This is a genomic window from Sphingobium sp. B8D3A, assembly GCF_025961995.1.
GTDB lineage: Bacteria > Pseudomonadota > Alphaproteobacteria > Sphingomonadales > Sphingomonadaceae > Sphingobium.
In genome coordinates, this window is record NZ_JAOQOS010000001.1 from 3046719 (window position 1) to 3060766 (window position 14048).

A 14048-nucleotide genomic window follows, 5' to 3' on the forward strand; every position below is an offset into this window, starting at 1 on the left:
GCCGGCCTTCGCGTCTTGACCTCGCGGGAACGGCCCGCCACGGCTCAATCCATGATGACCGAGGGAAATGCCATGTCCACACCGTCCATGGACGATGCGCTCGCGCGGATCGCCGCCGCGCTCGAACGGCTTGCGCCAAATGCCGCCGCCACCCCGGACCTGGAAGCGCATCCGGCCTATCGATGGGATGGGAAGACGCTGGTGCCCATCGAGGGCTTCGAGCCGATCGACTATGCCCTGCTGACCGGCATCGACGCGCAGAAAGAGGCTTGCCTTGAGAATACCCGTCGCCTCGCGCGGGGCCATGCGGCGCACGACATTCTGCTGTGGGGTGCGCGGGGAACGGGCAAGTCGGCCACGGTGGCCGCCTGTGTCGGCCAGGTGCAGAAGGAAGGGCTGCCGCTCGCGATGGTCGAGATCGCCACGGACGATCTGCGCAGCCTCGCAACGCTGTTCTCGCTGCTGCGCGCCGCGCGCCGGCCGATCATCCTCTATATCGACGACCTTGGTTTCGACGGTGACTTCGGCGCCGATGCGCGAGCGCTGCGCTCGCTGCTGCAGGGTGGCGCCAGTGCGCGCGGGAGCCATGTGCGGCTCTATGCGACATCCAACCGGCGCCACATCGTGCCGCGCTCGATGGGCGAGCAGGATGACCCAATCAATCCGCGCGACGTCGTGGACGACCGGATGGCCCTTTCCGATCGGTTCGGCCTGTCGCTCGGCTTCCATGCGCTCGATCAGGATGCCTATGTCGCCATCGTGCGCCGCTACGCCGCCCGTTATGAGCTGGACGTCGATCCACTGGCCGCGATCCAGTGGGCGACCCAGCGCGGTAGCCGCTCAGGCCGGGTCGCCTGGCAATATGTCGTGGAACTGGCGGGGCGGGCGGGCATTACGCTCAACCGCTGAGGATGGTGCCGAGACCACGATGAAAACTGTGCTCCTGCGAAAGCAGGAGCCTAGGGCGGGGTTTTCTCTTCGGCTGCTCCCTGGGCTCCTGCTTTCGCAGGAGCACGAGGCACAATCAATTCTGCAAAAGGCTCAGGAGGCTGGCGCGCGCTCCGGCGTCGGCGCGGCGGCCGGTCTTGCGGAATTGCTCACGCGCCAGATGATCCCGCCGACATCGTCACTGACCAGCACCGATCCATCGGCGGCCACCAGCACGTCGACCGGGCGACCCTGCGCCTGCCCGTCCTTGTTGAGGAAGCCGGTGAGAAGATCGACAAGCTTGCCCTGCGGCCGGCCGCGATCGTCAAAGGCGACATAGGAAACCTTGTAGCCGCTAGGCGGCTTGCGGTTCCAACTGCCATGCAGGGCCACGAAGGCCCCCTGATTGAACGGCGCACCAAGCGCGGACCCCGGCGTGAAGGCCAGGCCCAGTGGCGCCGTGTGCGTGCCCAGACCAAAGGCCGGGCGGCGGGTATATTCGCGCAGATCATCGCGCTGCGGCTGCACGCGCCGGTCGACATAGCCGCCCCAGTAATTCCACGGCCAGCCGTAGAAGGCCGCGAATTCCACATCCGTCATGTAATCCGGCACCAGGTCCGAGCCCAGCATGTCCCGCTCGTTGACGACCGCCCAGAGCGAGCCCGTCCACGGGTTCCACGCCAGATCGGTGGGGTTGCGCAGGCCGCTGGCGAAGATATTCGCCTCGCCCTTGCGCGGATCGATCTCCAGAATGGCGGCGCGATAATCCTCCGCGTCCAACCCGTTCTCGGCGATATTGCTGTTCGAGCCGACGCCGACATAGAGCTTGCCGTCGGGGCTTGCTGCAAGGCTGCGCGTCCAGTGATTATTGGGCGCATTAGCGGGAAGATTGGCGACCTTGCGGCCTTCCACGCTGATCCGCGTTTCGCCCAGCTTGTAGGGGAAGGCCATCAGGCTGTCGGTATTCGCGACGTAGAGCGTCTCGTCGATCAGCGCCATGCCATAGGGCGAGTTCAACCCTTCCAGCAGAACATGCCGCTGCTCGGCAATGCCGTCGCCATTGGTATCGCGCAGCAGCGTGATGCGATTGGCGGACACGCCACCAGCGCCGGCAAAGCCGATCAGCTTGCCCATGATCCAATCCTGGATGCCGCCGGCTTTGCGGGGCGGGCTGTTGGTCTCCGCCACCAGAATGTCGCCATTGGGCAGGCGCAACATCTGGCGTGGGTGATCGAGACCGGCCGCAAAACGCTGCACGACGAGACCACGCGCGGCCACCGGCGCGGCGCCATCGGCCCAGCCGACTGGCTTGGCGATCATGACGGTGGGGAGGATCTGCTTGCGCGCCGGCGTGAACTCGGGCTCGCGCCCTTCGAGCGCGGTTTCCGGCAGGCGCGCGACATCGGGGCGCGACAGATAATAGAACACGCCACCCGCGATGAGGATCAGCGCGGCGAGTGTCAGCAGGATGATCTTTTTCATGGCGACGATCTTACGGCTGCGCCCGCCTTGACGCAACAAGCCGAGCGGCCATGCGCGCCCTTATCTGCGCGGATCAGCCCCGGCCCTTCAGCCAGATCGCGACAGCCACGATCACCCCCAGCGCAAGCCCGGCCAGAATGCCGATCGAGGGCTGCCCGGTCGCGATGCCGACGATCGTACCAAGGAGAATGAGGCCAGCCAGCGGCGCACCGCCGCCCATGGGTGATTTGTCGCCTGAAGAATTCGGATCGGTCATGTCACGCCCATGCCATGTCCCGCGCCGCGATGCCAGCCGAACAAGCCGGCGGTCTTCGTCGTGCCGTAACTGGACAGATTGCTCCCGCGCGGGACTTGGTTAAGCCGTGCTTAGGCAGCGTGGGGCGTCCGGCACGGATAGAGGGCGAAGCTGGCACGGTCCGTGAATGGATACAGCTGGACCAGAATGACTTGATTTTGCGGGGGCAAGGGATTCGAATTTTGAATGCATCTTCCGATCATGGTCGACCGTCGGAGTTACGACGACGCCACCGCATTGATGCGCATTTTCGGCGATCACGCGGGCGTTGAAGCGGCCCAGCGCGCAGATCGCAGCCGCGATGTCGGCAACCACATCCGCTTCTGCCACTGGAGAGAGGTGGAGCGCGTCCTGTTTCTTCTCCAGGTCCAACATTGCGTGGGAACCGTCCATTGACAGCCGCGTTGAGGGAATGATGCGGCTCCCCGCAATTGCCGCTATCATCTCTCCCGGCTCATCCCTCAGTCCCCCCCAACGATGAGCCGGGAGAGAAACCCTCAAACAAGTCCCGCCTTGGCCCGCTCTTCGGCGACCAGTTCCTTGCGCGAGAGCTTGCCGACCAATGTGCGCGGCAGGCTCTCACGAATTTCGACCGCGCAGACGCGCTCATGCTTGCCGAGCTGCGGGTTGAGCCAGTCCTTGAGACGCTCGCCGTCGATGTCGTCCTGCACCTCCGGCCGCAAGGTCACGAACGCCTTGGGCACCTCGCCGCGATAATCATCGGGAATGCCGATCACGAGCGCTTCCCGAACGGCAGGATGGCGATACAGCACGTCTTCCACCTGGCTGGGGAAAACCTTGAATCCGCCGACCGCGATCATGTCCTTGATACGGTCGACCACGCGGAAATAGCCGTCTTCATCGATGGTGCCGACGTCACCGGTGCGCAGGAAGCCATCGACGAAGACCTCCCGATCGGCATCCGGATTCTGCCAATAGCCTTGCATTCTTTGCGGGCCGTCAAAGGCGATCTCACCCGGTTCCCCCGGCGGGGCAAGCCGGGACGGGTCTTCCCGGTCAAGCAGGCGCACGCGCGTGCCGGGAATTGGCTGGCCGATCGAGCCGGTCTTGCCCGGCCCATCATAGGGATTGGCCGAGACGACCCCGCTGCTCTCCGTCAGCCCATAGCCTTCGACCAGCCGCGCGCCGGTGGTCGCCATGAACCGCTCCTTGAGTGGCAGTGGCAGCGGCGCGCCACCGGAAATGCAGACGCGCAGGGAAGAGAGGTCGGCTTTGGCGAGATAGGGACTGTCCAGCAGAGCCTGGAACATGGTCGGCACGCCCGGGAGCGAAGTGACACGAGTCCGCTGGATCGCCGCGATGACCTGAGGCGCATCGAACCGCGGAAGAATGACGATCTCGCCGCCGCGAACGACTGTGCGATTGAGCACCGCAGTGTTGGCGAACACATGGAAGAAGGGCAACGCACCCAAAATGCGGTCCTCAAGGGCATGCCAGGGATCGAGCAGGTCGATCTGCCGCGCATTGGCCGAAAGGTTCTGGTGGGTGAGCATCGCACCCTTGGGCCGCCCGGTGGTGCCACCAGTATATTGCAGCAAGGCAAGGTCACGCAGCGGATCGATCGACGGCAGGCTGGAGGGATCATCGCCCAGCAACGAGCCGAACGAGAGAATGCGCGGATCGGACGGGACATGGTCATCGGCCGACCGCTTGAACAGGCGGTAGAGCAAGGATTTGCCCAGCGGCAGGCCACCGGCGACGGAGCCGACCACCAGCCGGTCGATGCAGGAGCAATCCAGCACGGCGCAGGCATTGCCGAACAGGGGCTTGGCGGAGATGGTCACCAGCAGGGTCGTCCCGCTGTCCTCGGCCTGATGCGCCAGTTCCTCGATCGTATAGAGCGGCGAGAAATTGACCGCGATGGCGCCGGCCATCATCGCGCCATAATAAGCCACGACGTAATGCGGGACATTGGGGAGGTAGAGACCGACCCGGTCACCGGGCTGGACGCCAAGGCCGATCAGCCCGGCCGCGAAACGCCGTGCATTGCGGTAGCACTCGGCATAGCTGAACTTGCGCCCGTAAAAATCAAGCATCGGGCGGCTGCCGTCCTGCTCCACGGCAGATCGCAGCATCTCCGGCAGCGATAGCGGGGCAAAGTCCTGCGCCCACGCAACGGGGTGATCATAATGGTCCTGCCAGGCGGGTTTTTCGCTCTCCATACGGAGAGGCTATGCGATCCCGCGTGGCAAGGCAACGCCATGCCGGGCGACGCTACGTCGCCCGGATGAATGCTTTTGATCACAGTGTAAATTCGACCCCGAACGCCCCGAATCGGGGCGCGAAATCAGTCTTCGCGGGGGCGGCTCGCGAACAAAGCGGCTTCCTCCGCCAGCATCGTTTCAGACGCGCGGCGCTGTGCGTCCTCGCGCTCCTGGCGCAGTTCGGCGATCAGTGCCTCACGGTCGCCATCGAGACGGTTGTCGGTCGGCGCTTCGATGCCGGCCTTCTTGGCCGCCTTGGCCACCAGCGCATCCAGCTCACGCTGCGAGCACAGGCCCAGCGTCACCGGATCCTTGGGCTGGATGTTGCTGATGTTCCAGTGCGTCCGCTCACGGATCGCCTGGATGGTCGTGCGCGTCGTGCCGATCAGCTTGCCGATCGCGCCGTCCGAAACCTCAGGATGGTGGCGCAGAATCCAGGCGATGCCGTCCGGCTTGTCCTGACGCTTGGAAACCGGCGTGTAGCGCGGTCCCTTGGTGCGGCGGACCGGGTCCGGCCCCTTGAGCATCTGCAGCTTGTAATCGGGGTTCTGCTCACCCTTGTGGATTTCCTCCACCGAGATTTCATGCGCACGGACCGGATCACGGCCGGTATATTTCGTGCCGGCGGTATCGTCCGCGATCGCCTGCACCTCGAGGATGTGCAAACCGCAGAATTCCGCAATCTGCTCAAAGCTGAGCGCAGTGTTGTCGACCAGCCAGCTGGCTGTGGCGTGGGGCATGAGCGGCTGTGCCACGGGACAAGTCCTTCTGTGCAAAATAGAAGGGCCACCCCTCACGGGATGGCCTTGATGGTCGCACAGATAAGCTATTCCGGCTGGATCGGCAAGCGTTCGCGCGCGTCGCGGCCCCCGAGGGGGCGAAAGACCGTTCGGCCCTTACAACGGGCTCAGGCCGCGTGTGCCAACGCCGGGGCGTCGAGCCAGTGCAAGCTCTCGAGGAACTGCTCCGCGCTGCGCCGCCAGGTGAAGCCGCGCGCATGCGCCGTGCAGGCCGACGGAGAAAGCTCCAGCGCCTGCGTCACGGCGCGCGCGAGATCCTCGTCCATCGCGCCGGTCTGTGCTGTCAGCACGTCGACCGGGCCGGTGACCGGATAAGCCGCCACCGGCGTGCCGCAGGCGAGCGCCTCGATCATCACCAGCCCAAAGGTGTCGGTGCGACTGGGGAAGACGAAGACATCGGCAGCCCGATAGGCCGAGACAAGCGCCTCTCCGCTCAACATGCCCAGGAAGTGAACGGCGGGATGCCGCGCCTCCAGCGACGCGCGCGCAGGCCCATCGCCCACCACGACCTTGCTGCCGGGCGTATCGAGCGCGAGGAAGGCCTCGATATTCTTCTCCACGGCGACACGGCCGACATGAAGCAATATGGGCCTCGGCAAGCCGGCAAGCGCGGGATGCCCCTCCCCTTGCGGCGAGAATTGCGTGAGATCGACGCCGCGCCCCCAATGATGCGTGTGACGGATGCCGGCGCGATGCAACTCCGCGCGCACGGAGGGCGTCGCCGTGAGCACCGCCTGCGCCGCCCCATGAAACCAGCGGAAATAGGGCCAGAACCAGTCCGCCGACAGGCCCGTGCGCCGCTCGACATAATCAGGGAAATTGGTGTGGAATGCCGTGGTGAACGGGCGGTCATGCCGCAGGCACCAGCGCCGCGCGGCCAGACACAGCGGGCCTTCGGTCGCGAGATGGATCGCATCCGGGCCGAACGCCGCGATCATGCGGGCAATCGCTCCCGGCGCCGGCATTGCCAGCCGAATTTCAGGATAAGTGGGGCAAGGCAGCGTGTGAAAGCGATCGGGCGCGATCACCTCGACCGTGTGCCCCATGGCGATGAGTTCCGCGCGAACCGCCTGAAGCGTTCGCACGACGCCATTGACCTGCGGCGCCCAGGCATCGGTGACGATGAGGATGCGCCGGCCGGCCTTCGCAGGCCCATAACCGCTCAAGCGGCGACCTCCAGATCATCCGCGGCAGCGCTCAGGGTGCGCGCCGCCATCACCTCGGCCCAGTGCAGGATTTCCATCCGCCCATCATGATGCTCGACAAGCGCCGTGCATCCCTCCACCCAGTCGCCATCATTATAATAAGTGATCTCGCCGAACTGGCGGATTTCCGCTGTGTGGATGTGCCCGCAGACGACGCCATCGACACGCCGTCGTCCCGCCTCATGCGCAACGATCTCCTCGAAGCGGGTGATGAACGCCACGGCGTTCTTGACCTTGTGCTTGGCGATCTTGGAGAGCGACCAATAAGGCAGGCCCAGCCAGCGGCGGACCTGATTGACGCGGCGATTGAGCGCCATCAGCGCGGTGTAGGCGGCGTCCCCCACGAAGGCGAGCCAACGATGGGCCAGCATGACCGTATCGAACTCATCGCCATGCAGCACCAGCAGCTTGCGACCGTCGACAGTCGTATGGATCATCTTGCGACGGATCTCGACGCCGCCAAAGCTCATGCCGGTGAACTGGCGGAAAATCTCGTCATGATTGCCGGGGATATAGATGACGCGCGTGCCGCGCCGCGCCCGCTTCATCACGCGCCAGACCACATCGTTATGGGCGGTCGGCCAGTAGACGCGCTTCTTGAGCTGCCAGCCGTCGACGATGTCACCGACCAGATACAGCGTGTCGCTGTCCACATTGTCGAGAAAATCGACAAGCATCTCGGCGTTGCACCCCTTCGTGCCGAGATGGATGTCGCTGATCCAGATCGTGCGGTAGTGGTCGCGCGGATGACCGCTGCGGACAGCCCGCTCCTGCGCGATTGAGCTGATGGCGTTCATGGCATTTCGACCCCCGGGGACACCATTTCCCCGAGCGCGCTCTAGCCGAACAATGTGACAGTTTTTCTGGGAATATGACGGATTTGCGTCACTCGGCTGCTCTTCACCGCACCTTCAGGACAATCTTCCCGAAATGCCCGCCCGCTTCCATCAGTGCATGGGCTTGCGCGGCTTCGCCGAGCGGGAAGACGCGGTCCAGCGCGGGACGCAGCGCGCCCTCCTCCGCCATCGACCAGACCGTGCGGCGGATCTCATCGACGAGCAGGCCCTTGAAGCCCGCGGTCCGCGCCCGCAATGTGGACCCGGTGAGCGTCAGGCGGCGCATCATGATTTTGGGAATGAACAGGTCGGCCTTGGCCCCACCCAGCACCGCAATGGAGACATGCCGCCCGTCCTCCGCCAGGCACTCCAGGTTGCGCGGGAGATAATCGCCGCCAACCATGTCCAGCACCGCCGTCACGCCCTTGCCATCCGTGATGCGCTTTACCGCCTCGACGAAGTCCTCGCTGCGATAATTGATCGCATGGCCAGCGCCCCATTCCAGCGCGGCCCGGCACTTGTCGTCACTGCCACAGGTGACGATCGTCGTGATCTCGAACAGCCGGCATAGCGCCACGGCCATGGTGCCGATGCCGCTCGTCCCGCCATGGATGAGCACGCTGTCGCCGTTCACAATGTAGGCGCGCTCGAAGAGATTGTGCCAGACCGTCATCAGCGTCTCAGGGATTGCAGCCGCTTCTTCCATGGAGAGCGCCGGTGGAATGGCGAGGCATTGGGCATAGTCGGCGCAGGCATATTCGGCATAGCCGCCGCCCGTGACCAGCGAACAGACGCGCTCGCCGATCACGTCAGGGCCTATCCCCTCACCCACCGCAACAATGGTTCCGGCCACTTCGAGCCCGGGCAGCGGGGAGGCGCCGGGCGGAGGCGGATAGCTGCCCTGCCGCTGCAGAACGTCTGGGCGATTGACGCCTGCCGCCGCGACCGCAACGAGCACTTCGCCTTGCGCGGGCACCGGCAGGGGAACCTGAACCTCGGTCAACACATCCGGCCCGCCTGGCTCCCGAATAGCAATGGCGCGCATGGTCTCGGGCAGGTTCGTCACCTTGGCTTGCTCCCCCTGGCTGGCCGTGATCGGCCTTACGTCTAGAGTCCGGCGCGGAAAAGACCAGCCCGGAAAGCACGATAGGCGGATTGAGATCGCCCCTTCGGGCATGCCGAGGCTTCTGCCAACCCCGGTTGACTTGCGCGGACTTTGGCGCAAGCATGTCGCCATGGATTTCGACGACGCCTCACCCCGGGCGCGGCCCGGCGACCTGATTGCACAGCTGATCCGCGAAGATCTGGATCGGCTTTCGGTCGATGAGCTCGATGAACGCATCAGCCTTCTTTCAGCCGAAATCGAGCGCACCCGCGCCAAGAAATCGAGCGCAGTTCACCATAAGGCAAGCGCTGAGGCGCTATTCAAGAAATGAGGAGAGCGGAGGCAGGATCGCCTTCTGGCGCATATCGGCCTCCGGCAAATCGGTGGATGACAGAGCGGCCCTTGAAGGCGGCTCGCGGCGTGCCGACATTGACCCTAACGCGACCCTCTCTCGGGCCGCAGGAGTAGAACGATATGCCCTCTTTCGCGTCCGCCCTCGAAACAACTCTGCACAATGCCCTGGCGCATGCCACGGAGCGCGCGCACGAATATGCGACGCTCGAGCATCTGCTGCTGGCGCTGATTGACGATGAACATGCCGCAAAGGTCATGCAGGCCTGTGGCGTGGATCTTGGTGAGCTTGGCGACACGGTCACCCATTATCTCGATACCGAACTGGAGAGCCTGAAGGTCTCCGGCGGCGTCGACCCCTCTCCCACCAGCGGGTTCCAGCGCGTCGTCCAGCGCGCGATCCTGCACGTCCAATCTTCCGGCAAGGAAGAAGTGACCGGTGCCAATGTGCTGGTGGCTTTGTTCTCCGAGCGGGAGAGCTATGCCGTCTATTTCCTGCAGCAGCAGGACATGAGCCGCCTCGACGCGGTTTCCTATCTCTCGCACGGCGTCGGTAAGGGCGCTGCCTCGCCGGAGCCGGCCAAGCCAGCTCAGGCCGAGGAAGAGAAGAAGCCGGAGGCCAAGAAGAAGGAAGGCGCGCTCGACCAGTTCACCGTCAATCTCAACGAGAAGGCGAAGGAAGGAAAGGTCGATCCGCTGATCGGCCGCGATTCCGAGGTGGATCGGACGATCCAGATCCTGTGCCGGCGTTCCAAGAACAACCCGCTCTATGTGGGTGATCCGGGCGTGGGCAAAACGGCCATTGCCGAGGGTCTGGCGCGCAAGATCGTCAATGGCGAAGTGCCCGACGTGCTCAAGGAAGCGGTGATCTACTCACTCGACATGGGCGCGCTGCTCGCCGGCACGCGCTATCGCGGCGATTTCGAGGAGCGGCTGAAGGCCGTCGTCACCGAACTGGAAAAGATGCCGCACGCGGTGCTCTTCATCGACGAGATCCACACGGTGATCGGCGCCGGCGCGACCTCAGGCGGCGCCATGGATGCCTCGAACCTCCTGAAGCCTGCGCTTTCCGGCGGCGCGATCCGCTGCATCGGCTCGACGACCTACAAGGAGTTCCGCAATCACTTCGAGAAGGACCGCGCGCTGCTGCGTCGCTTCCAGAAGATCGATGTGAACGAGCCGACCGTGGATGATACCGTCAAGATTCTCATGGGCCTGCGCTCGGCCTTCGAGGATCACCACTCGGTCAAATACACGCCCGACGCCATCAAGGCCGCCGTGGAACTGTCCGCGCGGTACATCAACGACCGCAAGCTTCCGGACAAGGCGATCGACGTGATCGACGAAGTCGGCGCGATGCAGATGCTTGTGCCGCCCTCGCGTCGCAAGAAGATGATCACGCCCAAGGAGATCGAGGCCGTGATCGCCACGATGGCGCGCATTCCGCCCAAGACCGTGTCGAGCGACGACAAGAGTGTGCTGGAAACCCTCCAGACGGATCTCAAGCGTGTCGTCTTCGGGCAGGACAAGGCCATCGAGGTGCTCAGCTCCGCGATCAAGCTGTCGCGCGCCGGCCTGCGTGATCCGGACAAGCCAATCGGCAACTACCTCTTCTCCGGCCCCACCGGCGTCGGCAAGACGGAAGTTGCCCGCCAGCTTGCCACGTTGCTCGGCATTCCGCTCCAGCGTTTCGACATGTCGGAATATATGGAGCGGCATTCGGTCAGCCGCCTGATCGGCGCGCCTCCGGGCTATGTCGGCTATGATCAGGGTGGCCTGCTTACCGATGCTATCGACCAGAACCCGCATTGCGTGCTGCTGCTGGACGAGATCGAAAAGGCCCATCCGGACCTGTTCAACATCCTGCTGCAGGTGATGGACAACGGGCGCCTGACCGATCACCACGGCAAGACCGTCGACTTCCGCAACGTGATCCTGATCATGACGACCAATGCCGGCGCGTCCGACATGGCGAAGGAATCGATCGGGTTCGGGGAATCGACGCGCGAGGATGTCCAGGAAGAGGCCGTGAAGAAGCTCTTCACGCCGGAATTCCGCAACCGCCTGGATGCAATCGTGCCCTTTGGCTATCTGCCGTCGGAAGTCGTCGCCCGCGTGGTCGACAAGTTCATCCTGCAGCTCGAGCTTCAGCTGGCCGATCGCGATGTCCACATCACGCTCGACGACGAAGCCCGCAACTGGCTCACCGCTCGCGGTTACGACAAGCTGTACGGTGCCCGTCCGATGGGTCGGCTCATGCAGGAGAAGATCAAGCAGCCTCTTGCCGAGGAACTGCTGTTCGGCAAGCTCGTGCACGGTGGCGAGGTTCATGTCCGCCTCAAGGACGATGCTCTCACCTTCGAGATCACGCCTGCTGCGCCCAAGCGCAGCAAGGGGAGTGCTACGCGCAAAGCAAAGAGCGGCCCTTCCGAGGTCTCAGAACCGAAGAGCTGAACGCCATCGACGGCACAGTTCATATAATCTCGACCGGCCCCGGGCAGTTGCTCGGGGCCGGCTTGTTTTCAGGATATCCGCATCACCATGAGAATGGCCGGGATCGCTCAGGCGTGATCAGGCGTTGAAACCCACCGTGCAGCCGACTGTCATCCTTATTCATGGCTTTGCCGGATTTGCGGTGATGAACCGCCCCTTGGCCGCCATGCTTCGCAGCGCCGGCTATCAGCCCGTCGATCTGAGTTACGACAGTTGGCGGCTGAACCTCGAGGGCATCTGCAAACTGCTCGGCCCACGTCTGGAAGAGATCGATACAGCGGGTGGCTCGGATCAGCCTCTCCACATCGTCTGCCATTCCATGGGTGGTCTGGTCGCCCGTGCGCTCATCAGAGCGCGGCGCCCGGCGCGGCTGGGCCGGGTCGTCATGTTGGGAACTCCTAACGCTGGCAGCGAGATAGCCGACACATTGCACCGTTATGCTCTGCTGCGCCCGATCCTCGGCAGGGCCGCCCCGGCCCTGGTCACGCAGCGCCCCGCAGAGATCACTGCAATGCTGGGTGACATTGATTATCCGGTAGGCATCATCGCCGGCGACCGCCCGATGATGCGCTATGGCGCGTCCCGCCTTCTGCCCGAGCCGAGCGATGGCAAGGTCAGCGTGGCCTCGACCAGATTGAAGGACGCGACGGACCACATCGTCCTCCCGCTCTCCCATATGCTGCTGCCCTATCACCCGACCGCCCACGCCCAGATAAAGCATTTTCTGAGCGAAGGGCGCTTCTCTCGTGAGGCAGGGCTTTGACGGAACTCTAAATTTCGTTCATGATACGTTCCAGTCACTGGGGAGGCGATCATGAGCCAAATTCAATTCTACACCAACCCGATGTCGCGTGGGCAAATTGTCCGCTGGATGCTGGAAGAAGTCGGCGTCCCGTACGAGACCCACCTGCTCGACTACCAGACCGAGATGAAAGGCGCAGCCTATCTGGCCATCAATCCGATGGGAAAGGTGCCCGCCGTGGTGCACGACGGAGCGGTCGTCACCGAATGCGCCGCGATTTGCGCCTGGCTGGCGGATCGCTTTCCCGAAGCAACGCTAGCCCCGCCCGTGGCCGATCGGGCTGATTATTATCGCTGGATGTTCTTTGCGGCGGGACCGCTAGAGGCGGCTGTGACGAACCGTGCACTGGGTTTTGTCGCTGAGCCTGGTCGGGAAAGGACTTTGGGCTATGGCAGCTTCGAGCAGACAATCGAGACCTTGGAAAGCGCGCTCCGGGGCAAGACGTTTATCTGCGGAGAGATGTTCACGGCAGCCGATGTTTATGTCGGATCGCATATCGTCTGGGGGCTGCAGTTCGGCACCATCCCTTCCCGGCCGATTTTCTCGGACTATGTCGCGCGCCTTGAGAGCCGACCCGCCTATGTGCGCGCGAAGGAAATCGACAATGCGCTTATCGCGCAGGCGCAGTCGGGCAAAGCTTAATCCAGACTCAGTTCCGGTGCACTCGCTCGGGCTGGTTTAATAAGAAAAAAGGCCGGGAGGATATCTCCCGGCCCTTCTGGTCAATAAAAGAACCCGACGCGATCAGTCGCGATTGCCCAGGAACTGCAGCAGGAACGTGAACATGTTCACGAAGTCCAGATACAGGCTCAGCGCGCCCATGATGACGGCCTTGCCCATCATGTCGGACCCGGCGACCTGGAAATACAGGCTCTTGAGGCGCTGCGTATCATAGGCAGTCAGGCCGGCAAAGATCAGGACACCAAGGATGCTGATGACCAGCTGAAGCGCCGTCGACTGCACGAAGATATTGATGACCATGGCGACGAGAATACCGATCACGCCCATGATCAGGAACGTGCCGAAACCGGAGAGGTCCTTCTTGGTCGTATAGCCGTACAGGCTCAGGCCCACGAAAGCCGCTGCCGTGGCGAAAAATGTCTGCGCAATCGAGACACCCGTGAACACCAGAAAGATCGACGACATGGAGAGGCCCATGACGACGGCAAACGCCCAATACAGTGCTTGCGCAGTGCTCGTCTGCAGCTTGTTGATGCCGAAGCTCAGCACCATCACGAAGGCCATCGGCGCCAGCATGATTACCCAGCGCAGCGGGGTCACCAGCACCTGAGCCGCGAAGCCGGAGCTTGCAAACAACAGCGCAACGATACCCGTGACCAGCACGCCGCTGGCCATGTAATTGTAGATCGAGAGCATGTAGGAGCGCAGGCCTGCGTCATAAGCAACCTCGCTCGCATGCGTGGAAGCACCACCGTAGCCCGTAGCGGACGACCGGGGATCTGGCCAATTCGCCATTTTATCATCTCCTCTTTCCGGCAACAGCGCCGGACTATCAGCGCACAATAT

General features: G+C 63.5%; 14 protein-coding genes. 6 read left to right on the forward strand and 8 right to left on the reverse strand.

The window, feature by feature from the left end:
• The first annotated feature begins 87 nt into the window (after positions 1 to 87).
• Positions 88 to 909, forward strand: a complete 822-nt coding sequence (locus M2342_RS14075) for an ATP-binding protein (RefSeq protein WP_264580051.1) — start codon at positions 88 to 90, stop codon at positions 907 to 909.
• Between the two features lie 132 nt (positions 910 to 1041).
• Here M2342_RS14075 and M2342_RS14080 read toward each other — a convergent pair whose 3' ends face one another.
• Complete coding sequence (locus tag M2342_RS14080; RefSeq protein WP_264573377.1) at positions 1042 to 2409, reverse strand: PQQ-dependent sugar dehydrogenase; 1368 nt, start codon at positions 2407 to 2409, stop codon at positions 1042 to 1044.
• A gap of 73 nt (positions 2410 to 2482) precedes the next feature.
• Positions 2483 to 2665: a hypothetical protein gene (locus M2342_RS14085; RefSeq protein WP_264573378.1), complete on the reverse strand. Its 183-nt coding sequence runs from the start codon at positions 2663 to 2665 to the stop codon at positions 2483 to 2485.
• Positions 2666 to 2905: 240 nt separating this feature from the next.
• Here M2342_RS14085 and M2342_RS14090 point away from each other — a divergent pair, with 240 nt between their 5' ends.
• Positions 2906 to 3100, forward strand: a complete 195-nt coding sequence (locus M2342_RS14090; protein WP_264573379.1) for a hypothetical protein — start codon at positions 2906 to 2908, stop codon at positions 3098 to 3100.
• Between the two features lie 101 nt (positions 3101 to 3201).
• Here M2342_RS14090 and M2342_RS14095 read toward each other — a convergent pair whose 3' ends face one another.
• The 5 genes from M2342_RS14095 to M2342_RS14115 all read right to left on the reverse strand — a co-directional run bounded on the left by M2342_RS14095 (position 3202) and on the right by M2342_RS14115 (position 8815).
• A complete protein-coding gene (locus M2342_RS14095; protein WP_264579548.1) occupies positions 3202 to 4887 on the reverse strand; it encodes a long-chain-fatty-acid--CoA ligase in 1686 nt (561 codons plus the stop codon).
• A gap of 125 nt (positions 4888 to 5012) precedes the next feature.
• Positions 5013 to 5669 (reverse strand): DUF1013 domain-containing protein, encoded by a 657-nt coding sequence (locus tag M2342_RS14100; RefSeq protein ID WP_181561486.1) that lies wholly within the window; start codon positions 5667 to 5669, stop codon positions 5013 to 5015.
• A 167-nt stretch (positions 5670 to 5836) separates the two neighbouring features.
• Complete coding sequence (locus M2342_RS14105; protein ID WP_264579549.1) at positions 5837 to 6895, reverse strand: glycosyltransferase family 4 protein; 1059 nt, start codon at positions 6893 to 6895, stop codon at positions 5837 to 5839.
• Positions 6892 to 7731, reverse strand: a complete 840-nt coding sequence (locus tag M2342_RS14110) for a UDP-2,3-diacylglucosamine diphosphatase (protein WP_264579550.1) — start codon at positions 7729 to 7731, stop codon at positions 6892 to 6894. The genes M2342_RS14105 and M2342_RS14110 overlap by 4 nt, the downstream gene beginning before the upstream one ends.
• 103 nt (positions 7732 to 7834) lie before the next feature.
• Positions 7835 to 8815: an NAD(P)H-quinone oxidoreductase gene (locus M2342_RS14115; protein ID WP_264580052.1), complete on the reverse strand. Its 981-nt coding sequence runs from the start codon at positions 8813 to 8815 to the stop codon at positions 7835 to 7837.
• A 190-nt stretch (positions 8816 to 9005) separates the two neighbouring features.
• On the opposite strand from M2342_RS14115, the gene M2342_RS14120 reads away from it, so the two are divergent.
• The 4 genes from M2342_RS14120 (at position 9006) to M2342_RS14135 (ending at position 13163) form a co-directional block, all read left to right on the forward strand.
• Complete coding sequence (locus M2342_RS14120) at positions 9006 to 9206, forward strand: DUF1192 domain-containing protein (protein WP_181560355.1); 201 nt, start codon at positions 9006 to 9008, stop codon at positions 9204 to 9206.
• 143 nt (positions 9207 to 9349) lie between these two features.
• Positions 9350 to 11680, forward strand: a complete 2331-nt coding sequence (gene clpA / locus M2342_RS14125; protein WP_181560356.1) for an ATP-dependent Clp protease ATP-binding subunit ClpA — start codon at positions 9350 to 9352, stop codon at positions 11678 to 11680.
• 136 nt (positions 11681 to 11816) lie between these two features.
• The gene (locus M2342_RS14130) at positions 11817 to 12482 is read left to right on the forward strand and encodes an alpha/beta fold hydrolase (protein ID WP_264579551.1); all 666 of its coding nucleotides are present in this window, start codon (positions 11817 to 11819) and stop codon (positions 12480 to 12482) included.
• Between the two features lie 51 nt (positions 12483 to 12533).
• Positions 12534 to 13163, forward strand: coding sequence for a glutathione S-transferase family protein (locus tag M2342_RS14135; protein WP_264579552.1), 630 nt, complete (start codon positions 12534 to 12536; stop codon positions 13161 to 13163).
• A gap of 102 nt (positions 13164 to 13265) precedes the next feature.
• Here the strand turns inward: M2342_RS14135 and M2342_RS14140 are convergent, their stop codons facing one another.
• Positions 13266 to 13997, reverse strand: coding sequence for a Bax inhibitor-1/YccA family protein (locus M2342_RS14140; RefSeq protein WP_264575197.1), 732 nt, complete (start codon positions 13995 to 13997; stop codon positions 13266 to 13268).
• Positions 13998 to 14048 lie beyond the last annotated feature (51 nt).